Origin of the sequence: Fumia xinanensis (genome assembly GCF_014384905.1) — a bacterium.
GTDB lineage: Bacteria > Bacillota > Clostridia > Oscillospirales > Ruminococcaceae > Fumia > Fumia xinanensis.
The window spans coordinates 100,700-122,480 of sequence record NZ_JACRSV010000004.1 but is presented as its reverse complement, the minus strand read 5'-3'; the positions used below and the strand labels follow the sequence as shown (position 1 = coordinate 122,480).

Below are 21,781 nucleotides of genomic sequence, written 5' to 3'. Positions count from 1 at the left end.
TCCTCGTTTAACAATATAATTTAAATTTATTAGCTTCCTCAATAGTCGTTAATACGGGAGGGCAATCTACATATTTTATCCACAAGAGATTTGGTTCTAATGGACTATACTTATTGGTAATCATCGGAAGTTCTTCATCTAGTGCCAGTTTTGTCCACAAATAAGGAAAGTTTAGTCCGGCCTTTGCCATAAAATATGTAGATGTGAAGAATCTGCTTGCTTGAATTTCAGTCGGATTTGGAATTCCGTCGAAACTATAAGTAAAATCAACTGAAACAATCCCATGTGGTTCTGGCATAATTGTTTTTATAGATCTTATTGCTAAATCATCTAAATCAGAATCCCGAGCAGTAATTTGAGCTCCTGTGATTCCAGTAACACCCGAGGGAGATAAATAGTTAAATTCCCAATATAATCTTTTCCGAATTTGAGAAACAATCAATTCTCCCTTTTTCCAAAGTCCACTCCAACTAGTAGTATTGGGGGATAAAATTTCTGCCGCAGTGAATGTTCCCCAACCATTGTGATAGTTAATCCAAGAATAGGCAAAATTATAGTCTTTGGCGAGTATGGAGCCTTTTCCCCCACAACCTTTTATTGCTCGTAGCCATACTCCTTCTTTATATTTATTAAAAACATCTTTTAAGGTCTCTACCGAATCAATCAGATAAGTATTTGGAACACATATTCCATTATCTCGTAGAATTTCATAAGTGCGAAATTTATCCTCAAATATTGTTATATATTTCTCATCCGGAAGATAAGTTTTGGCTGATAATTCGCTTCTATGAGCAGATATCATCCATAATTCGGCATTAGTTTTGGATGGATAAACAACATCAACACCTTCTTGATCAATAATGTACTTTATATATGGTAAATATTCTGGATCGGAGGACTCGGGACATAAGAACTTTTTATCTGCCTCAGCATTAAATAGGCTATACTTGCTTTGCTCCAAAGCAATAAGTTCATATTTTTCGGGAGCCAATCGTAAAGAACGGCAGAAATTTATTCCAGCACTCCGACCAGCATTTGTTATTAAGATTTTCTTCATTTATGAGTCAATCCTTTCTAGTAACTGATTTAAAATAATACAAAAGTTTGTATATTTTGACCGCTCTTATAAATATTTTGTCTATCTAAAGACCCAAAATGTACTTCAGTAATTTGAACAAGCTTTGATAATTGTTTTTATTAAAATATATTGAATTTATAATTTGATTTTAATCTATAAAATTACATTTGTCAACATTTGTTTTGACATTTTATATATAATATATCAATATTTTTATTTTATTTTATCTATTTTTTAATTTACAACCTATAATATTAAATAGATAGATATAAAAATAGGCCGAAGTGTAAAATACACTTCAGCCTATTTATCTTAAAATTTATCGAGATTGGGCAGTTGTACACCCCCACGATCTAGCAGCAGCTTTAATCTGAACCTTGAGCTCCTTTGCTGTCAAAGTAAGGACATTGGCTTATGCCATAGCTTCATAATGTCACCTCCTGTTTCATTTTGTTCCGTATTTTTTTTAAACCTCAATGAGATTATCAAAATACTTCCGATTCAGACTATATAAGATTGTTCGTCCCTGATTACGAATATTGATGATACCAGCTTTGGTCATCATATTCAAATGGTAATAAGCATTAGTATTTGATATTCCAAACATCTTTTCAATATCTCGGATAGGCATTTCATTCCGTTTTAATAAAGCATCAATAATCCCGGTCCGATTCTTTTCAGACACTGCTACTCCGAAAACATCCAATTCCGGTAACTGTGACTGATTCTGTAAAAAGTCAAGCATCGCTTCAGATTCTATCCCAAGCATGAGAAAGATACTATTATCTAAAAAACAATTTATAATACAATTTTTATAAATAATGCAAGGTGAGATATAAATATCCTTTTCTTGATCAATAAAAAACTCCTTGCCTTTCACTTGTGATATCTTAGCAGCCAGTTCTGCAAAATTCAAATCGCTTTGAAAGTCAGCAATTTTTATATAATTTCTTTCATAATACTGCTTGAATTGAACTTCCTTTGATATAAGCTCAAAATTCAATTTTTTGAGAATCCATTCATAATTGACAAAAAAGACACAAAGTTTTTCTTTCACATAATCGCTGTAATAGGACTCATCAACTAATTGGATTAAACTCTTGAGGTTGTGTTGATATTTTTCAATTTCTTCATCTTTTAATTGAGGGAAATAAAATTGAATCATACTGTGCACAACTTTTTCAGTATCTAAGAGGTCATACTGTAATTTTTCAAAGCTAAAGTCTAATTGATATTTCTCAACATTATTGTAGAAACAGTACTGAGGCAAGAAACATTTTCCATCTTCTTTCAGATAAAAAAACAGAAATATTTCATCCGGAATGGACGAAAATTCAAACTCTAGCCTATCGAAAAATTCCATGTTTTCCGTTGATTTATCAAAATTGGATAAGGTACAATAAGTTTCGCAAAATGAAAAGTAGATAAAAAGAGACATGGTTTGCAAAACTCTGGTAGAATGAAGTCGCGACACACCATTCTGAAAGGAGACAGCAAACCATGTCTGAAAAGATTTTACAGCTTAACGAGGAAGTAATCAAGGGTCAAATCAAAGAGCTAGTACGAGGCAGCGTAGAGGAAACCCTCAACGAACTGTTGGAAGCCGAGGCAGAGAAGTTGACCCAGGCGGCTCGGTACGAGCGCAATGAGCAGCGGCAGGGGTATCGCAGCGGCCACTACAGCCGAAACCTCACCACCACTTCCGGAGACGTTACCCTCAAGGTACCCAAGCTCAAAGGGATCACCTTTGAGACTGCTATCATTGAGCGATATCGCCGCCGGGAAAGCAGTGTAGAAGAAGCTCTCATCGAGATGTATCTGGCAGGCGTATCCGTCCGACGTGTGGAGGACATTACCGAGGCTCTGTGGGGCAGCAAGGTATCTCCTTCCACCATCAGTGAGCTAAACAAGAAAGCGTATGTCCACATTGAGGATTGGCGGAACCGCCCTCTGCAAGGTGGGCGCTATCCGTATGTCTATGTGGATGGGATCTACCTGCGCCGAAACTGGGGCGGAGAGTTTGAAAATGTAGCCATTCTGGTGGCGATTGCGGTGAATGAGGACGGATACCGTTAGGTTCTTGGTGCCGCCGAGGGAATGAAAGAGGACAAGGCCAGTTGGGTCAATTTCTTCCAGTGGCTGCGTGGTCGTGGCCTGGATGGAGTCAAACTGGTGGTGGGCGACAAGTGCCTTAGTATGTTGGAAGCTGTGGGAGAAGTGTTCCCCGAGGCCAAATACTAGAGGTTACGGTTCACTTCTACCGCAATATCTTCTCTGTAACGCCTCGTTCCAAGGCGAAGCTGGTAGCCAAGATGCTCAAAGCGATCCATGCTCAGGAGAGCAAGAAAGCGGCCTGTGAGAAAGCCCGAGCGGTGGTAGAAGAATTGCGCTCCATGAAGCTGAAAGAAGCAGCCAAGAAGGTGAAGGACGGCAGGAAATGCTAACTTACTGCGATTTTCCCAGCGAACACTGGACTCGCATCCGTACCAATAACGTCATTGAACGGCTCAACCGGGAGATTCGCCGTCGTACACGTGTGGTGGGCAGTTTCCCGGACGGCAACTCCGCCCTCATGCTGGTCTGTGCCCGGCTGCGCCATGTGGCCGGCACCCAGTGGGGCAACAAGAAGTACATGAATATGAAGCACCTGGAGGATGCCCTTGAGGACACCTCCATTGCCGGCTGACTTCACTCATGCCAGGCCCTGCAAACCATTTTGCGAAAAATCCTTGACATTACCCAAAATTGAGATAAGAAGCCAAATGATTCTTGTTGAAATGAAAGATAAAAATATGTAGCAAATCAAGGACATAACCAGGCTCTTTTAAAAATTTAATGTTGCTCATTTTTATCGCCACATTTCTAGTGTCAATAATTTTAGTTCAGTCTGTATAGTAATATACTATGCTTTTAAAGGTTTTAAATAGACAATTATTGAATAAATATCCTAATTTATATGGATAAATGTTAATGTTTTAATATTTCTTGTCTATATATAGAATTTTTTTTGGAAAATATTGTATAATATTAGCAAAATGATTATAAGGAGTTCCCGTATGCTGACTTTATATCTAACTACACCATTTCAAACTGATTTTACAATACAAACAAACTGTAATCATCTAAGCCGCTCTTTATGCTTAAAGTATGGAAAGTATATTACAGTTTCAAATAAGCCCAAGGGCAAAGTCATTACTGCTATTCGGGAAGATAGTCAGTACCGGATTGCATTTGAAGGAAATACTATGACTACGCCAAACGCAATATCTGAAATCACCCATATTATCTGCGATAACACCCGCTATGATAAAACAATATTTGCTCTTCACGGGGCAGCAGTCGGATACAGGAAAAAAGCATTTCTCCTTTTGGCGCCTACAACTGGCGGAAAGACCACACTGGCGAGCTATCTGACCCACATCGGCTTTGATTACATAACTGACGACTGTATTTTGTTGGATCGGACGAGCCTTGCGATCCACCCAAATCAAACGCCGATTCATCTGCGGCAGGGCGGACTTGAAGTTTTACAAAAATTGCAGTCGGCGCCTGATAGCTTAGAACTATTCGGAGATGAAGAAAATATTCGATATGCCTATACTCCGGCCAATTGTGTGGAAAGGCCTATGCCTCTTGGACACATTTTCTTTATCCAGAGGACGGAAGCCGAAAATCGGTTGATCGAAATGTCAACTAATGATAAAATGGCCGCCCTAATGAAGGCCCCGGTCACTGACTATACCATCAATGCTGATTATCTGAATTTCATCGCCACGCTGGCAAAACAAAAATGCTCCCAACTATTTTATTATGATATGGATTTTGTCGCAGAGGTGATTCGGAATGGATGAAAAACTGTTGCAAAAGGTACTATTCGCCCAGATGGCAACAGGAAATGCAATGGAAATCTCTGTTGTGGGCATCAGCATGAATCCCACCCTCTACGAAGGAGATGTGATTACTGTCCAGCGGCAGAAAAAATATGAAATCGGAGATATTTTAGTCTTTACCTATAAAAATGAGGAACTATTGGTGCATCGGCTTTTAGAAAAAAAGGACGGGGTGTTTTTCTGTAAAGGGGACAACGCCTTTCGCCTGGAAGATATTTCTGATAACCAAATTGTCGGAAAGGTAATTGCTATAAACGGCCATCCGATCCGCCCCTGTCCTGCACGGCTTATTGCTTTGTCGATGCAGGTGAACCGAGCCTTTGTCCGCTGTCGATACGATGCAGAAAAAACAAAACAATCATCTATATATCAATTATACCAGAAATTTATTTTGGAAGGATCATAGATCCTCTAAATAAAATACCCTCCACTATACAAAGCGAGAAAATGACAAATATGAATAGCTACGACAAAAGTTTCTCAGCCAGACTTTCCATCATGGACTCAGACAGTTCGACAAGCGGCAGCCTGTAGTTCACATATTCACTACACACCGATATGAGGTAATTATCTGTTGTTATAGTCTCAATATGAGGTGATATGTCAGGTTCTAGAACATCGAAAGAAGGTAGCGGAATGGCTAGCCCTTTTCCAATGTATTTGATGTACGCTTCTTTTCGAGTCCAAATTTCATAAAAACGTTTATCGACATTAGTGGATGCCTGTTTGATATATTTTTGTTCATTAATAGTAAAAAAACGATTTGCTATATCTAAAGGAGCGTCTCGTGTTTTTTCAATATCAGCTCCAATTGGCTTATCCGATATTGCCACTATGACAGCTTCTCTTGTGTGTGAAAGATTGAAAGAAAAATCGTGAGTCCCCAGAAGAAACGGCTTACCATATTGGTTTTTTCCAAAAACAATTTTCTTATTACAAATATTTAAAGTTTTTATTGTTATAAGCCGTACCAGAATATCAGAATACAGACTAAGTTTTTTATCTATATCGTTTTGAAATAGTGTGATTTGTTTTTGCTTCTCTTTTGGCAGAAAGGACATAAGCCACTCAAATTTATCTGCGACAATTGCAGGACTTATCTTTGTATAATAACACTGAATCATACGATGTCTCATTTCCAGCTTGATCCGGCTAGTAACACTCTATTTAAAGCACTTTTTTGTGGATATATTTCTTCTAAAATAATGTGAATAAAATTATCTACTTATATATCAATTATATCAGAAAATAATTTTAAGAAAAGAGGAAAATATTATGATTTATCAAAAAAACAAAAAAATGGAGTACATCCAAAACGACGAAACTTCTCTTGCCGTCTTTGACCCGGAAAGCGGAGACACCCACTTTTTTGATGAAGTCGGCATCGATATTCTGGGGGCTTTGGAAGAGCCCTGTGATTTGGACATGTTGCTCCAAAAGCTGTGCGCGATTTATGAGGTTTCCCCCGACGAAATCCTGGAGGATGTGGAAGAGTTTTTGCAGGATACCGTTGCGAAAAGGATTGTTGAAGTACTATGAGAGTAAAAGTCATCTATGTGGAAATTACCAACCAGTGCAATTTGAATTGCCGCACCTGCTACAATCGCTCGAGCTTAAACAGGGAGAGAAAAGAGGTTTCCAAGGCGCAGCTCATAACCATGATTGAAAAATTTCTCCCCTATGGGCTGCGCCGGGTCATTCTCTCCGGCGGCGAACCCACTTTACACACCGCTTTCCACAATGTTCTCGATTTAGTGGATCAGTATCCCGATCTGTCTTTTGGTATCGTGACCAATGGGACAAACTCTGACGACAAGCTTATTGAAATGCTGAATACGAGAAAAAATTTCACCCTGCAAATCAGTCTGGACGGCTCCAGTGAAGAAAAAAATGAGAAAACCAGGGGAAAAGGAATTTTTAAAAAAGCAATCTCTTTTGCGCAGCAAATTCACAATGAAGGCAGCACTCCCCTACTCAAAATGGTCATTTCACAGCTGAATTACGACGACATCGAAAGCTTTTATCGGCTGGCTATCTCTCTTGGATTTCTCCCGGAGTTTTCCTTTATCTACAAATCCGGCAACGGGTCGGAGCATTGGGACGATAAAAGCCTGTCGCCGCAGCAAAAAATGCAGGCTCTGAAGCTTATTGAGCGTCTCAATCAGGAATTTCATACAGAGGTTTTTTTGCCATTATGTTCTATGAAATGCCCTTACTTAGACGGTATAGACAACTTATCTCTCTGTATCAAACCGGATGGTTCCATACAGCCCTGCCAAACTCTTTATGACACCCGCTATAGCCTTGGGAATATTTTTCAGCTCGATATAGCTTCCGTCGAAAAAAAGGCGCAGGAAATGGCAGGACTCTCACAAAAGCGTCTGCAAATAGATTACGGGTGCAATAAATGCCTATTAAGAGAAGGATGCTCCAAAGGGTGTATGGCAGCAGCCGCTAATTTAAACGGCGACCCATTACAAGACGACGGAGAATGCGAGTATCGAAAGTTGATCTTTTTAAAGCAAAGTCTTTCTAGAATGAAAGGAAATTAAGTGATGAATCAAGACGTTGTTTTTCGCTGCCTTGCCAATGTATTAAGGCAGCCTGTAGAAAAAATATCTTCTATTTCACCGGAACAGGAACTCTCGGAAATCGGGCTGGACTCTCTCAGGTTTATTGAGCTTATCGTGGCATTAGAGGATGAGTTTCAGATCGAGATTCGGGACAGCGACCTGTTATTTGACAAATTCAATACCCTGGCCAAACTGCAAACCATGCTTTCATCTTATTTTGCTCCAGTAAAAAAATGCCTCATTCTGGATTGTGACAATGTTTTGTGGAAAGGGATTGCCGGTGAAGAAGAAATCGTTATAGACGATGATGTAATCGCCCTGCAAAAAGGACTAATCTCTCTATACGAAAAAGGAGTTCTGCTCTGCATTTGCAGCAAAAGTGATCTCCAAACCATCCGCCAGGTGTTCCAGGACAAAAGGATGATTCTCAAAGAAGAACACGTTATATTATCTAAGGTCAATCGAAATGATAAGGTCAGCAACATCCGGGAAATTGCGAGAGAACTTTCCCTGTTCCCCGACAGTTTTGTTTTTGCAGATGATATGCCCTATGAATTGGGGCTGGTATCCGCTATGCTTCCAGAGGTAGAGACGATTTTAGTGGATTACACGAACTTGAATTTCATGGAAAAAATCAAAAGTTCCTTTCCTCACACGGAAAGTGAAGAAAGGAACCGAACAGTTCTGTATCGGGAGCAGAAAAAACGGGAGAAACAGCGGATTTGCTGTGGCAGCGTGGAGGAATATAACGCCTCGCTGCAAACTGTAATTACCTGTGCAAAAGCAGTACAGTCCCAAGCAAAACGGTTATCCGAGCTCTCTCATCGGACAAACCGGTTTAACTTATCCAGTATCAGATATTCTGAGTAGGATATACGTGATATGCTCTTTTGTCCCGATTACCAAGTGGTCTCATTAGAAATATCCGATATTTACGGGGATATGGGAATTGTGGGCATGGGGGTGCTGCGTCAAAATATCATTGAAGGCTTTTTCATTTCCTGTCGGGTGTTTGATCGGGGGATAGAAGAAATGCTGCTGCAAAAACTACAAACCTTGTCCAACGAACCATTGGTAGGAGTTTATCGGCCAAACGAAAAGAATTGCCGGTATGCTGATTTTTATCCGAGTCATGGAGTGACAGTACATGAATCATGATTTCATCCTGGAAAAAATTCAAAAACTTGTGAAAGAAAACATAAGCTGTCCCGAGCTGATTCCTCTTTTAGAAAGACACAAATGCCTGTACCTGCGGCATCTGACAGGAGACGCAAAGGTCAACATGGATATCCAGCTTGCAAAAGCAGCCGCCGCAACACGTTATCAGGTATGCGCGCCTGTTTTTGCAGAAATCCATCAAATTCCCTATGCTGCCATCAAAGGGGCTGTTCTATCTCAGGACGCATACGGTTCTCCTTTTTTCCGGGCATCCGGTGACATCGACACACTCACTTCCAGAGAGTATGTCGATGTCATCAAGAGCATCTTTCAAAAGCATGGATTTATCCAGGGAAAGGTTACGGACGGCGGTATCGTCCCCTACTCCAGAAAAGAGCTGTTATTCCAAACAGCAATGAGCCATCAAACAGCGCCGTTTATCAAAAAGGCGTCGAATCCCTTATGTCCTTATGTAAACGTGGATGTTAATCTGGACATCATGTGGGGTGAAAGTGCGCAGAACACTGATATGGAATATGTGCTATCACACTCGATAGAAATGGAAATTGCAGGGATAACGGTGAAACGGCTCGCGCCAGAGATGGCATTTCTTTCGCTTTGCCTCCACCACTATAAAGATATGAATTCCATTTACCTTTTGTATGAAGGCAGCCTGCGGCTCTCCCTCTTTTGCGATATTTACTACTATACAGTTCGGAATTTACATCTTGACTGGAAACTCCTGCGTCAGCACAGCGAAGCTCTATCAGTTGGGTCGTATTTATACTATTGCCTTTACTATACCAATCAGATATTCGATGATCCCAGCTTGACGAATCTTTTGAAAATGTGGGAAGTTTATCGAGATGACCATTTGCTGGGCAGCCTTAGATTAACGGATGCCGAGCGAAAAACCTGGTCTGTGCCTTTCCCAGAACGGCTTTTTACCGAAAATATATCTAAGTTAATGGATGGAATACTGGACGATGCAGACCGGAAGAAAATTGCTTTAAATAAATGCTTAATGTAATATTAGTGAATCAATATGAGTGAGCATATTTTGGAGTAAATCGGTTTCCTGTTTTTTTGATTTTTTTAAATAGGCTATAAGCTTTTCACGTTCAGCGGAAGAACAGATTCGTCTTATCGTAGATTTCAGTACAAAACCTTTTATTATATTGGCTAAATTAATCAGTTCCTCTGCTTGTACAGCTAACTCATCACTTTTTAATAAGTCCCTGCAAACTTTTAATAGAATGCCTTTATACTCTACTAAAAATTGGACAAACATACGATTATAGTAAGAGCATTTCGATTCATAGAAATTTTTATCTTGAAAATATTTTTGCAGTAAGTCATAACTATTGATTCCGTAAGCAACCTTCTCATCTCCAAGACGCATATAGCTTGCGTTTGTCTTTCCAAGACATTCTAGTATCCGTTCTTTTAGTATTACTAAAACAGATTGGGAATCTTCATAATCCACGGCCAGCCAGGTATTAAACAATTCCCTGTTTGTGATTGCCATAATATCGGTAGTTTGTTCAACGCGATGAGGAAGTTGTTGCTCTTCTACTGCTTCAAAAGCTTTTCTATAGTCATCAAATGACACATTAATATTTTGGTACTTCTCGCCATGAAAAAAGTCGGAGCCAAAGAGTATTTGCGCTTCATCATCATATCCGTAAATAAATAAGTCGTGCATTCTTTCGGGGTTATTAGACCGGTACTCAGAAATAAATTTTTTGCACACATCGGTATATATATATTTGTCGCTATCAATGTTCCATTTTATAAAGGCAATGATATCCTGATTTTGCTCATGAAACCATGTTCTGTCATACCGGTAAACGGTTAGATATGGGCAGTCATCATAAAGATACCGGGTATTCCAAGGGGTGTGATCTCCCCCTAAGTCAATTAACACTTTATCACTTTCAGCATCGTACCAAACAATTGGCACCATCAGATTCAGCAAAATCCAGTTCATTGTTTTTTCCTGGGTTTGCAAAATAGATAAAGCATTAGCTATTACGGGATAGCCTGTTACAATCGGATATTCTACCGGCAGTACATTTTTCATCAATTCCTCCTTGTCAACGGGTGTTTATACTTCCATTTATAGAATAATGCAATTATGTAAAAAAATCAAGAACGTTACTCAACTGGTTAATAGGTCACAGATTATCTGGTAATATGGCCTTTACAGTCAGTCCCCAACCGCTTTTTGCCGTGTTGCCACGTGGTTGGAGTGATAATATTTGGATTTTTAAAGTGTCGTTGGACCAACAGGAAAAGGCAAAAACGTCAAAAAAGGACTGCTGAAAGACCAAATAACGATAATGCACCGCCTGCGGGCTTAAAATGTCATTATAAATATACAGCCAAACTTATCCCAGATTTTTATGGAGATAGGTTTGGCTTTTCTGATTTTTACAGGATATTATTGGGCAGCATCGGCTGCCGCTCTCCTCCGTTTCAGTTTGATTCTCAAAAATCAACTGAAATGGAGGAACTACAATTGAAAAATTATAAAAACAGTGATTATGCCCTTAATAAATTCAGTGAGGGTATCGTATACAAGTTTTCCGATGGTATTGTGGAAGTGACGTTGACTGATTATCTGCGGGATAACCCGGAAAAAACCGAAGCCGACTTTGCCGAACTAAAAGCCCTCTCTGACGCAATATATTATAAACAGGATCGGGAGGACAGTGCAAAAACTCGCCGCAATATTTCCTTGCATAGCGTAGAAACAACAGAGCAATGCTCTACCCTTCCTCTGGAGGACGAGTGGATAGAAACGAACAACCTCAGATATGCAGGACAAGCAGTACAAGGGTTATTAGAAAGTGGCATATTGACCGAAGTGCAGCAGAGAAGATTCGTTTTACATATTGTCAAGGGTCTGTCTTTCAGGCAGATTGCTCAGATGGAAGGGATAAGCCATAAAAATGTAGCAAAATCAGTATATTTGGCTATCCAAAAACTAAAAAAATTATTTAAGGAGTTAGGGTAACACTATCCTGTTTTTAGGACGATAAGTGAAAGCGAGTTTTGCTTTCGCTCAACCTAAACAACACACGGTATCTTGACAACCGAATAGATAATCACCAGATACTTTCCTTTTGCTGCGAGCCCAGACAGCAGTTGCGCCATGATCTGTATCAGTATGATACGGGAAGCGACAAACAACAGGCTATCAGTATTGGAATTTTCTAAATTTTTAGAAAATAGCATTCCAATATGGCCATAACCAGCAAAAGGGACAATGATACTCCTGTCCAGCCACAGCCCCGCCCGAAAGCGGGATCACGCAATGGGGGCAGCTCCGGGCGAACCTCGGAGGGGTGGAATTCCCGTGATGCCGGTATGCTGACGGCAGTCTGATGATTCCCTGTGTTCGGGACGTTGAGGACAAATAGAACACATATTGAAATTGTATAACAAAAGCGGGATCAGTCCTACTGATCCCGCTTTTGTCTACTTAAATGGGAGGTAAACGTGAATCAGATTATCAAAAGGGGGGATCTCTACTATGCAGACCTCAATCCAGTAATTGGCTCTGAGCAAGGGGGCTATCGCCCAGTGTTAGTGATCCAAAATGATATTGGTAATCAGTATAGTCCTACTATGATTGTCGCTCCAATTACCAGCCAAATAATCCATAAAAGTCATCTCCCAACTCATGTGCGGTTATTGCGAGTACCTCCGCTCAAAAAAGATTCTATCATCTTATTAGAGCAGATCCGTACTATCGACCGTGAAAGGCTTGGAGAGTTTATTGGTTCGTTAAACGACATTCTGATGAAACAAGTAGATTACGCGCTTGCTGTTAGTGTAGGCTTAATATATTTTAATGTCGATAACCAAAATCTCTAAATACCGTGGTCAACCGTTCTTCTTTCTGGTATAATATGGATGCACAATTTGTCGGTAAGGAGGAAAGAAAAAATCGAGTTGCCCGTTTTCGAAAGGATAGGTGCCAATGAAAAAAGATAATATTCAGCCATTAACTGATAGTGAAGAAGTTTACTGCGTATCCGACGTAGCCAAAATTCTGAGAATGTCAGAGCGTACCGCTTATGATTTTTGTAGTAAAACCAAAGAATTTATTGTGAAGCGCTGCGGTCCCCGGCTACTTAGAATCAATAAAGCTTCCTTCGACAGTTGGCTGAACAGTTAACAAACGGAGGCATGTATATGGCAAGTATCGTAAATCGTAACGGTAACATCTATGTCGTTTATAAATTAAAAGACAATTTTGGAAACTCTAAACAAGTGTGGGAGTCTGGCTTTGAAAGTAAAGAAGCTGCTCAAGATCGGATCGATAATTTAAAGGTATTGCTGAAGCAGGGAAAAGTCGTCATTCCCAACAATGTGACATTAGAACAATACTATCCCCTATGGCTGGAGAAAAAAGCTCCAAAATGGAGTCCTAAAAACTATTCTACTTATCAGTCTCATTTTGCAAATCACATTATACCCTATTTGGGATATATGCAGATGCAGAAGATTCGGACAAAAGACATTGAAAAGCTTTTTGAAATTCTTAGCAGAACGCTAAAATCTACCTATATCGGGGGTGTACGAGTTCGACCGCTGGAAAGTGATAACTCTATTCCACCGGAAAAGAAAAAATACCTGTCTCAATACACCATTCGCGGGGTTGATACGGCATTAAGAACTTTTTTCAACGATGCTGTGGATGAAAAGCTACTGGCAGAATCTCCTATGCCCAAGGATAAGCCTCAATATGAAAAGGTGGAGAAGGCAATCTGGGATGATGAGACAATGGCATATGCCCTTTCCTTGTTGGAAGAAGATAATAAGCAATTGCTTCATCTCGCAATTCACATGGCCTTTGTAGGGGCATTACGCGGGGGAGAAGTGACGGGTATTTTGATTAACTGTGTTGATCTGAAAAACAGTCGAGTGGCTATTCGCACTATCTTACAGCGTATCACCAAGGAAGCTCTAAAGAAGACCCGAAGAGAGGCTATTTCTTTTGTATTTCCCAATGTAGTTGAGGACAAAAAGGTAAAATCCTGTTTAGTATTAAAAGTTCCTAAAACGAAAAAAAGCGTCCGGGATATGTTTCTTACCGCGCCACTGGTAAAAGAAATTCAGCAAAGATTAGATCAGATTCAGCAAGATAAAAAGAGATTAGGTAATCAATACAACGATTATGGTCTGCTTTTTTGTCTGGAAAATGGAAATCCCATCGAGCCAGCCCTTATCACGAAGTGGTTTGAGGCCTGGCAAAAGGAGCGCAAAGAAAATTTTCCAGAGTTGGACTTTCACGGTTTACGCCACTCTGGGACTACATCTTTTGTAGCCAAAAGCCACGGCGATTACAAATCAGTTCAGGGAATTACGGGCCATTCAACAATGGAAATGATCGAACATTACACCCACGGACAAGACAGTGCACGGAAACGGCTTGTAGATAGGTTTGAGGAAAGTTTTTATAACCAAAATCATAATACCTTTCAAAAAAATATGAATCCTCTTCTGGCGGCACTAGTTGAAAAAGCAAAAGAGGATGCCACGACCCGCACCCTCTTACTGGAGTTATCAAATGATAACCCCGATATGCAAAAAGCACTTCTTACCGCCATTCTTAACGGAAGTTAACTCCCGCAAGAAACAACATAAATCGCACTTGCTCTATTTAATTTTATCTTACTGTACTTATTACACCTATTCCTATCCTTTAGAGAATCGGTTAGACGAAAAATTTGATAAACAACCCAGAAAAAACAAAACTAAAAATACTTTTTCTAACCAAAAAAATATTTCTCTAACCATCTTTTAACCGATTGATTAGAGAAACATTCTCTTATGGTGCAAAGCAACCCGCGAGTCCCATAATAGCGGGCTTTTTTTGGCACGCCCGGCGGGATTCGAACCCACGACCTTCTGATTCGTAGTCAGACACTCTATCCAGCTGAGCTACGGGCGCATATTAATTTTTTCAACCTCCGCGCCACAAGAATTACTTGATTCGTAGTCAAACACTCTATCCAGCTGAGCTAATGGCGCATCATCATGTTGTTTTGTCTCCGTATCGACAACGTATTATATGATAGCATAGCTCGCAAAATTTGTCAACAGTTTTTTACAGGGAAGTCCAAAAAACTTTCTGTTTCAGCTCAAAAGCGCAAGGATATTATTGACAGTTTTGCCCGGTATTTCAATGGTATTCTCCTCGTGCATACTCATAGTTTCCAGCGTGTGAGCATCCGAGTTTGTAATGACTTTATAATCTGCAGCCGACGGATACGGCGGATTTTTCACCTCAATTGTCCGCGTGTTCAATTCCGGCGGAATAAATCCCAGATTGGAGATGACAGAATAAGCTGATTTATCAATATGGGCGGGGATGGGAACGCCCCCGTAGCCCCTCACCTTATCAAAAACCTTTTCGATGGATAGGCTTGTAGCGTTAATGAGAAGCTTTTCCACCGTTCCGATTACCTTATCGTCTTCATCCATAATCAGCTGGTCGCCAAAAATTTCCGGATCGTTGGGCACATCGGGAAGCAGGGCATAGAGCTCTTCTCCCATATTCAGGGCGGCATCCAAGCAGGGAAACAAGGACAATATGTGAACTTCTTCCGCTGTAGTGATTTCGATAGCAGGAACCACCAAAATGCCCTGCTCCTGCCCCAGCTTGCAGATAGACGGCAGGTTCAAGGCGCTGTTGTGATCGCTGACAGCGATAGCATCAAGTTCTAAAATTCCTGCCATGCCGACAATATTATTTGGCGTCATATCGTTGTCGCCACAGGGGGAAAGGCAGGAATGGATGTGAAAATCATAGGTTATCCGCATTCCATCCACCCCCTTTTCCTATGAGCAAAGCCCCAGTTCTTTCGCCAGCTTTAAGGCGGTATCAAAATTTGAAGCCTGCGAATAGAGGACACACACTTCCTGGTCCTTGGCCTTTTGCAGGCAGGCGTCATCCAGACGGATTCCCTCACAGAGGATGACACAGCTAACGTCCGCCAAAACACCCACCGCTACAGTGTTGACGTTTCCCATGATGGTAATGAGGGCGTTATCCTCCTTCGCACGGCCCATGACCATGCTGAGAAGGTCACAGCAATAGATGCCGGAAATATCACGGATATTTCCCTCACCTTCCGAGGCCACTTCCAAACCGTGTTTTTTGGCAAACTCAATTGGCGTCATGGCTGCTGTCCTCCTTCTCTCCGGCCCGGAAGGGCCGGGGGATATACTCCTCAATTTTATGTACATCGTTTAACAGAGTCTGAATATTGGACTTAAAGTTAAAAATACAGTCATCAGTCGAGGCAAGCCCCCGCACCACGTCCTCTGCCAGCGCCCGGCAGGACGGAGCCCCACAGGAACCGCAGTCGAGGCCCTCCAGTTGCTCAGTAATTTCTTCGATTTTGGCCATCTTTTCCATGGCAGTCATCATATCGTCGTCCAGCTTCAAAACCGGAACGTATTCCAGCGGCGTATCCCAAACAATCACACCTTGAAGATCCAAATCATCCGATTCCACGTGGTTCATGCTGACCGGCAGATTCTTGCGGATGCGTTTGAGCTTGGTTTTGGCCACATATGGGTTCTCTACGTTGAGGACACCGCCGACGCAGCCGCCATTGCAGGCGTTTAGTTCGATAAAATCCACATTTTGGAATTTTTCGTCTTCCAGATCTTCTAGAACCCGGATTACGTTCTCGATGCCGTCAGCCGCCAGATAGTTATCGTTGATGAGCCCCGATGACTCTCCGCTGCTGCTGCCCCAGGACAGGCCGATGCGGCCCGCCTCGCTGGAAATGACCGGCTCGTCGTCCGCTACTTCTTTCATAAGGGGGAAAAGCTTTGGATAAATCTCGCTGACAGCCAATACGGCGTCCACTGCGCTCTTCTGGGTTCCCAAAGGCATTTTGGTTGCCGTCACCTTGGCAGCACATGGCGAAATAAACACCGCTCCTATTTTTTCGGGCGGCAGGCCAGTTTTTTCCGCTGCCGCCTTTTTTGCCAGGCGGGCTGCCACCTCAATGGGCGCATTTAACGGCAAAACATGTTCGATGAGGCCGGGAAAACGCACCCGGATAAGTCTCGTCACCGCCGGGCAGGCAGAGCTAATCACTGGCTTTATGAGCTTGCCGCTTTTCATCAGGCTTCGAGTCACGGCGGAGACGATTTCCGCTGCTTTGGCCACTTCGTACACATCGTCAAACCCAAACTTCAAAAGGGCGTTAAGGACGATATCCACGTCCTCCAGGTTGTTGAACTGCGCCATTAAAGAAGGCGCAGGCAACGCAATAACATATTCAAAACGGTGGATGACACTGAGTTCGTCAAAAATCGCTTTTTTGGCGTGATGCGGGCAGACCCGGATACATTCCCCACAGTCGATACACCGTTCGGCGATGATATAAGCTTTTTTGTTCCGCACCCGGATGGCCTCAGTAGGACAGCGCTTGATACAGTTGATGCAGCCCCGGCACTTGTCTTTGTCCAGCGTTACCGAATGGAAAAATTCCTGCATCCCGATTACCCCCTTTTTTCGGTGTGAATCGAAAACCCCGCGGAAGATTCCGCGGAGGCTTTGCGTCAGGTATTTACAGGTTCACCGTCATATAAACGGTGGTCCCCACCCCGACAGTGCTCTCAATGCGCATTTCGTCGGAGTATTTTTTCATGTTTGGAAGGCCCATGCCGGCGCCGAAGCCCAGGCTCCGCACCTCGTCCGGCGCGGTGGAGTAGCCCTCCTGCATGGCCTTGTCGATGTCGGCGATCCCCTTGCCTTGATCCTTGAGCACCATGCTGATTTTTTCCGGTGTGATCTCCACGTCGATATTTCCGCCGTCGGCGTGGATCACCATGTTGATCTCTCCCTCGTAGAGGGCAATGGCAACCTTGCGGATGGCTTCCGGAGAAATGCCGAGTTTTCGAAGCTGTTTTTTCACATTAGAGGACGCTTCTCCTGCCCGGGTGAAATCTTCGCCGTCTACCTCATAGGTCAGTTTCAACGAGTTCATCGGTAACTCCCCCCCGCAATCCGTTGTCCCACAGGAGGCCGCACGCGGTAAACATCCTGTGGCGGGTGCTCAGGAGCACCATGCCTTTTCGGCGCGCCAAAGCGATCATATCATCATCGGGCATTTTACCGCGGACAAAGACGATACAGACCATATCCATCATATCAGCCGTCCGCACCACCTGGATGTTGACGAGGCCGGTTAGCAGCACCGCCTGATTTTTGACAAATGCCAGGACGTCGCTCATCATGTCGGAGCCACAGGCATCGTGCACTTCGGTATCAAGGTTATCTTCTCCGCAGAGGACCTGGGCGTCCAGAAGCTCCGCTACTTGCCGTACATTCATGGGAGTTCCTCCTTCGTATGCTGTTCATGTCCCCCTTGCGGCGAATATGCCAAAAAATCATGATGCCTAGCAAAAAAATAGGGGAATATGATTAATTTCCGGATAAGTTCTTTTCATTATAGACTGTTTTTGCTTTGGTTTCAATAGTTCCGAATCAACTGCCTACTTTTTGTCTAATTTCGACAAAAAAACAAAATTCTCTTATACAAGATAATAGATAGCATTTTTTGCCGAAAAATGCTATAATAAACGGGTATGCATCCATGATATATCTGGCATATCAGAAAAATATGGCAGATAATTTGGAGCCCTGTCCCATATATATGTGACAGGGTGCTTTTCAGAAGGCGGCTGCCGCTTTTTTGAAAGACTCAAATTGCGTCAATCTACCTGCAATCAAATCATAAGGAGGTTCATCTATGTCTAACAAAAACGCCGGTGTTGCATTCAAAGGCACTCCGGAACAGGAAAAAGAGCTCAAAGAGGTCATCCTGAAACACAAGGATCAAAAAGGCGCTTTGATGCCTGTTTTGCAGGAAGCTCAGGAAATTTACGGCTACCTGCCCATCGAAGTCCAGACTATTATCGCGGAAGGCCTTGACATCCCGCTGGAAGAGGTCTATGGCGTCGTCACCTTCTACGCTCAATTCTCACTGTACCCCAAGGGACAATATAAGGTATCAGTCTGCCTCGGCACCGCCTGCTACGTCAAAGGTTCCGGCGACATTTACGACCGTTTACAGCAGCGCCTGGGTATTCAGGGCGGCCAGTGTACTCCCGACGGCAAATTCTCTCTCGAGGCCTGCCGTTGTGTCGGCGCATGCGGCTTGGCTCCCGTCATGACCGTCAACGAAGATGTCTACGGCAAAATTACCCCCGACGACGTGGACGACATTCTGGCCAAATACGCATAAGGGACAAAGTCCACAAACGAAAGGGACCGGTGAAGCTTTATGCAGGAACTGTCGCTGAACGTACTGGACATTGCGCAGAATTCCATCCGGGCGAATGCATCGCTCGTAACCATAACGGTTTTGGAGGACACGCCAAGGCACCTTCTCTCAATTTCCATTGAGGACGACGGCTGCGGCATGACCGAAGAACAGATAAAAAATGTGATGGACCCCTTTTTTACAACGCGGACAACCCGAAAAGTAGGCTTAGGCGTGCCGTTTTTCAAAATGTCCGCCGAAGCGACGGGAGGAACCTTTTCCATCGAATCGGAGGTGGGAAAAGGAACCCGTACAACCGCTACATACCACACCAACCACTTTGATATGCTGCCTTTGGGCGATATCAACGCCACGATGCTGTCTCTTATCTCGGTGAACCCGCAGCTGGACTTTCTCTACAGAAGAGAAATTGACGGAAAGTCCTTCGAATTGGACACCAGGGAGATCCGCACGATTTTGGAAGGTGTGCCCTTAAATTCCCCCGAAGTACTGACGTTTTTAAAGGAATTTCTCACCGAAAACGACAGCGAATTAAACCGAAAATAAAGACACAAATCAATAAGGTGGTGCAGCTAAATGAAAAGCTTAGAAGAACTGAAAGCCATTCGCGACAAAATGAAAAACAATGTCAATCTCCGTGAGGAAAACGGCGACAATATTCGTGTCGTCGTCGGCATGGCGACCTGCGGTATTGCCGCTGGCGCAAGACCGGTGCTCAACGCGTTTACCGAAGAAGTGGCAAAGAGAAATCTCCACAACGTAACCGTCACCCAAACCGGTTGCATCGGCATCTGCCAGTATGAGCCCGTCGTCGAAGTAATCGACGCAAACGGCGAAAAAACGACTTATGTAAAAATGACCGCGGACAAGGTGGCAAAGGTCGTTACCGACCATTTGGTCAACGGCAACGTCGTCAGCGAGTATACCATCGGAAACTTAAAATAAGGAGGTCGCACCATGTTTCGTTCACACGTACTTGTCTGCGGAGGTACCGGATGTACTTCTTCCGGCAGCCAGGCGATTATCGAGTCCCTGGAAAGTGAAATTAAGAAAAACGGGCTGGAGGAAGAAGTAAAAGTCGTCAAGACCGGTTGCTTCGGCCTCTGCGCATTGGGCCCGATCATGATCGTATATCCCGAGGGATGCTTCTACTCGGAAGTGAAAGCAGAGGATATTCCTGAAATCGTCAGCGAACATCTTTTAAAAGGCCGTATCGTCAAACGCCTGCTTTATAAAGAGACAGTGCAGGAAGACGAGGTCAAATCCTTAAACGATACCAATTTCTACGCCAAACAGCACCGTATCGCTCTCCGCAACTGCGGCGTTATCAATCCTGAAAACATTGATGAGTATATCGGTACCGACGGCTACGAAGCGCTGGGTAAAGTACTGACTGAGTACACCCCCGATCAGGTTATCCAGATCATCAAGGATTCCGGCCTGCGCGGACGCGGAGGCGGAGGGTTCCCCACCGGATTAAAATGGAGCTTTGCCGCCGCTAACCAGGCCGATCAGAAATACGTTGCCTGTAACGCCGACGAAGGTGACCCCGGCGCGTTTATGGACCGTTCTGTTTTGGAAGGCGACCCTCATGTGGTTATCGAGGCCATGGCAATCGCCGGTTACGCCATCGGCGCCAACCAGGGTTACATCTACATTCGTGCAGAGTATCCCATCGCTGTTAAACGCCTTCAGATCGCTATTGATCAGGCAAGAGAATACGGCTTGCTGGGCAAAAACATTTTTGATTCCGGTTTTGATTTCGATCTGGAACTCCGCCTGGGTGCAGGCGCATTTGTCTGCGGCGAGGAAACCGCTTTGATGACTTCCATCGAAGGCCACCGCGGCGAACCCCGTCCCCGTCCTCCTTTCCCGGCAGTCAAAGGCCTGTTTGGCAAACCCACCGTTTTGAATAACGTGGAAACTTATGCCAACATTCCGAGAATCATCCTAAACGGCGCTGAGTGGTTCAGCTCCATCGGCACCGAGAAGTCCAAGGGTACTAAAGTGTTCGCCTTGGGCGGTAAAATCAAAAATACCGGCCTTGTAGAGGTTCCTATGGGTACCACCCTGCGGGAAGTCGTCGAGGAAATCGGCGGCGGTATCCCCAACGGAAAGAAATTTAAGGCTGCTCAGACCGGAGGGCCTTCCGGCGGATGTATCCCCGAGTCCCATTTCGATATCAAGATCGACTATGATAATCTGATTGAGATAGGGTCCATGATGGGCTCCGGCGGTCTCATCGTTATGGACGAAGACACCTGTATGGTGGACATCGCAAAATTTTTCCTGGAATTCACCGTGGACGAATCCTGCGGAAAATGTACCCCCTGCCGTGTCGGCACCAAACGTCTCTATGAGATGCTCGACAAAATCACCCGCGGCCAGGCGACACTGGAAGACCTGGACAAAATGGAAGAGCTCTGCTACTATATCAAGGCAAACTCCCTCTGCGGCCTGGGTCAAACGGCCCCTAATCCGGTTTTATCGACCCTCAAATACTTCCGTGACGAATATGTCGCTCACGTAGTCGACAAGAAATGCCCTGCCGGCGTTTGTAAACACCTGATGCAGGTCGTCATCCTGGAGGATAAATGTAAAGGCTGTACCCTATGCGCCAGAACCTGTCCGGTGGGTGCTATCGAGGGAACCGTCAAGAATCCTCATGTGGTCAATCAGGACAAATGTATCAAGTGCGGCGCCTGCATTGAGAAATGTAAATTCGGCGCTATCGTAAAGAGATAAGGAGTGTGGCCCAGC

At 43.4% G+C, this 21,781-nt stretch carries 24 protein-coding genes, 1 tRNA gene and 1 pseudogene; 16 read left to right on the top strand and 10 right to left on the bottom strand.

The annotated features are described in order from the left end of the window. Positions 1-7 precede the first annotated feature (7 nt). Positions 8-1,057 (bottom strand): ATP-grasp domain-containing protein, encoded by a 1,050-nt coding sequence (locus H8710_RS11700; protein ID WP_249295960.1) that lies wholly within the window; start codon positions 1,055-1,057, stop codon positions 8-10. A 487-nt stretch (positions 1,058-1,544) separates the two neighbouring features. Then, the gene (locus H8710_RS11695; protein ID WP_249295958.1) at positions 1,545-2,441 is read right to left on the bottom strand and encodes an ArsR/SmtB family transcription factor; all 897 of its coding nucleotides are present in this window, start codon (positions 2,439-2,441) and stop codon (positions 1,545-1,547) included. A 137-nt stretch (positions 2,442-2,578) separates the two neighbouring features. Between H8710_RS11695 and H8710_RS11690 the strand changes: the two are divergent. The 3 genes and pseudogenes from H8710_RS11690 (at position 2,579) to H8710_RS11680 (ending at position 5,374) form a co-directional block, all read left to right on the top strand. Continuing rightward, positions 2,579-3,764 (top strand): annotated as a pseudogene (locus H8710_RS11690) (IS256 family transposase). Between the two features lie 370 nt (positions 3,765-4,134). Beyond that, complete coding sequence (locus H8710_RS11685) at positions 4,135-4,929, top strand: hypothetical protein (protein WP_249295956.1); 795 nt, start codon at positions 4,135-4,137, stop codon at positions 4,927-4,929. Beyond that, entirely contained in the window at positions 4,922-5,374 is a 453-nt protein-coding gene (locus H8710_RS11680) for a signal peptidase I (protein WP_249295954.1), read from the top strand. Before H8710_RS11685 ends, H8710_RS11680 begins: the two co-directional genes overlap by 8 nt. A gap of 58 nt (positions 5,375-5,432) precedes the next feature. Here the strand turns inward: H8710_RS11680 and H8710_RS11675 are convergent, their stop codons facing one another. After that, positions 5,433-6,092, bottom strand: coding sequence for a 4'-phosphopantetheinyl transferase family protein (locus H8710_RS11675; protein ID WP_249295952.1), 660 nt, complete (start codon positions 6,090-6,092; stop codon positions 5,433-5,435). Positions 6,093-6,243: 151 nt separating this feature from the next. On the opposite strand from H8710_RS11675, the gene H8710_RS11670 reads away from it, so the two are divergent. Genes H8710_RS11670 through H8710_RS11650 form a run of 5 tightly spaced genes read left to right on the top strand, consistent with a single transcriptional unit; the run spans position 6,244 to position 9,729 of the window. Continuing rightward, positions 6,244-6,507: an HPr-rel-A system PqqD family peptide chaperone gene (locus H8710_RS11670; RefSeq protein WP_249295945.1), complete on the top strand. Its 264-nt coding sequence runs from the start codon at positions 6,244-6,246 to the stop codon at positions 6,505-6,507. Continuing rightward, a complete protein-coding gene (locus H8710_RS11665) occupies positions 6,504-7,520 on the top strand; it encodes a radical SAM/SPASM domain-containing protein (protein ID WP_249295943.1) in 1,017 nt (338 codons plus the stop codon). Before H8710_RS11670 ends, H8710_RS11665 begins: the two co-directional genes overlap by 4 nt. A 3-nt stretch (positions 7,521-7,523) precedes the next feature. Continuing rightward, entirely contained in the window at positions 7,524-8,411 is an 888-nt protein-coding gene (locus H8710_RS11660) for an HAD-IIIC family phosphatase (RefSeq protein WP_249295941.1), read from the top strand. 12 nt (positions 8,412-8,423) lie between these two features. Further along, complete coding sequence (locus H8710_RS11655; protein WP_249295940.1) at positions 8,424-8,699, top strand: hypothetical protein; 276 nt, start codon at positions 8,424-8,426, stop codon at positions 8,697-8,699. Next, positions 8,689-9,729: a nucleotidyltransferase family protein gene (locus tag H8710_RS11650; protein WP_249295938.1), complete on the top strand. Its 1,041-nt coding sequence runs from the start codon at positions 8,689-8,691 to the stop codon at positions 9,727-9,729. The genes H8710_RS11655 and H8710_RS11650 overlap by 11 nt, the downstream gene beginning before the upstream one ends. On the opposite strand, the gene H8710_RS11645 is transcribed toward H8710_RS11650, so the two are convergent. Next, entirely contained in the window at positions 9,721-10,782 is a 1,062-nt protein-coding gene (locus H8710_RS11645) for a hypothetical protein (protein ID WP_249295936.1), read from the bottom strand. The two genes, H8710_RS11650 and H8710_RS11645, sit on opposite strands and share 9 nt — an antisense overlap. Positions 10,783-10,950: 168 nt before the next feature. Between H8710_RS11645 and H8710_RS11640 the strand changes: the two genes are divergently transcribed. The 4 genes from H8710_RS11640 (at position 10,951) to H8710_RS11625 (ending at position 14,336) form a co-directional block, all read left to right on the top strand. After that, the gene (locus H8710_RS11640) at positions 10,951-11,718 is read left to right on the top strand and encodes an RNA polymerase sigma factor (protein ID WP_249295934.1); all 768 of its coding nucleotides are present in this window, start codon (positions 10,951-10,953) and stop codon (positions 11,716-11,718) included. Between the two features lie 485 nt (positions 11,719-12,203). After that, positions 12,204-12,581 (top strand): type II toxin-antitoxin system PemK/MazF family toxin, encoded by a 378-nt coding sequence (locus tag H8710_RS11635; protein ID WP_249295931.1) that lies wholly within the window; start codon positions 12,204-12,206, stop codon positions 12,579-12,581. Between the two features lie 106 nt (positions 12,582-12,687). Beyond that, positions 12,688-12,885, top strand: coding sequence for a helix-turn-helix domain-containing protein (locus tag H8710_RS11630; protein ID WP_249295929.1), 198 nt, complete (start codon positions 12,688-12,690; stop codon positions 12,883-12,885). 17 nt (positions 12,886-12,902) lie between these two features. Beyond that, positions 12,903-14,336, top strand: coding sequence for a site-specific integrase (locus H8710_RS11625; RefSeq protein WP_249295927.1), 1,434 nt, complete (start codon positions 12,903-12,905; stop codon positions 14,334-14,336). A 251-nt stretch (positions 14,337-14,587) separates the two neighbouring features. Here H8710_RS11625 and H8710_RS11620 read toward each other — a convergent pair. The 6 genes from H8710_RS11620 to H8710_RS11595 all read right to left on the bottom strand — a co-directional run bounded on the left by H8710_RS11620 (position 14,588) and on the right by H8710_RS11595 (position 18,068). Next, positions 14,588-14,664, bottom strand: a tRNA-Arg gene (locus H8710_RS11620). Positions 14,665-14,849: 185 nt separating this feature from the next. After that, entirely contained in the window at positions 14,850-15,536 is a 687-nt protein-coding gene (locus H8710_RS11615; RefSeq protein WP_249295925.1) for a hypothetical protein, read from the bottom strand. An 18-nt stretch (positions 15,537-15,554) separates the two neighbouring features. Beyond that, positions 15,555-15,896 carry a DRTGG domain-containing protein gene (locus H8710_RS11610; protein WP_249295923.1) on the bottom strand — a complete coding sequence of 114 codons (342 nt, stop codon included), beginning with the start codon at positions 15,894-15,896 and terminating at the stop codon, positions 15,555-15,557. Next, a complete protein-coding gene (locus H8710_RS11605; protein ID WP_249295921.1) occupies positions 15,883-17,229 on the bottom strand; it encodes a [Fe-Fe] hydrogenase large subunit C-terminal domain-containing protein in 1,347 nt (448 codons plus the stop codon). Before H8710_RS11605 ends, H8710_RS11610 begins: the two co-directional genes overlap by 14 nt. Before the next feature lie 73 nt (positions 17,230-17,302). Further along, a complete protein-coding gene (locus tag H8710_RS11600; RefSeq protein ID WP_249295919.1) occupies positions 17,303-17,722 on the bottom strand; it encodes an ATP-binding protein in 420 nt (139 codons plus the stop codon). Continuing rightward, a complete protein-coding gene (locus tag H8710_RS11595) occupies positions 17,697-18,068 on the bottom strand; it encodes a DRTGG domain-containing protein (RefSeq protein ID WP_249295918.1) in 372 nt (123 codons plus the stop codon). The genes H8710_RS11600 and H8710_RS11595 overlap by 26 nt, the downstream gene beginning before the upstream one ends. A 419-nt stretch (positions 18,069-18,487) precedes the next feature. Here H8710_RS11595 and H8710_RS11590 point away from each other — a divergent pair, with 419 nt between their 5' ends. From H8710_RS11590 to nuoF, 4 genes are read left to right on the top strand one after another with little or no spacing between them, the layout of a single operon-like run. Further along, a complete protein-coding gene (locus H8710_RS11590) occupies positions 18,488-18,982 on the top strand; it encodes an NADH-quinone oxidoreductase subunit NuoE family protein (RefSeq protein ID WP_249295916.1) in 495 nt (164 codons plus the stop codon). A gap of 39 nt (positions 18,983-19,021) precedes the next feature. Beyond that, positions 19,022-19,567: an ATP-binding protein gene (locus H8710_RS11585; protein WP_249295914.1), complete on the top strand. Its 546-nt coding sequence runs from the start codon at positions 19,022-19,024 to the stop codon at positions 19,565-19,567. A 30-nt stretch (positions 19,568-19,597) separates the two neighbouring features. Next, entirely contained in the window at positions 19,598-19,966 is a 369-nt protein-coding gene (locus H8710_RS11580) for a (2Fe-2S) ferredoxin domain-containing protein (protein WP_249295912.1), read from the top strand. A gap of 12 nt (positions 19,967-19,978) precedes the next feature. Beyond that, on the top strand, positions 19,979-21,766 hold the full coding sequence (gene nuoF / locus H8710_RS11575; RefSeq protein WP_249295911.1) for an NADH-quinone oxidoreductase subunit NuoF: 1,788 nt from the start codon (positions 19,979-19,981) through the stop codon (positions 21,764-21,766). The last annotated feature ends 15 nt before the right edge of the window (positions 21,767-21,781 follow it).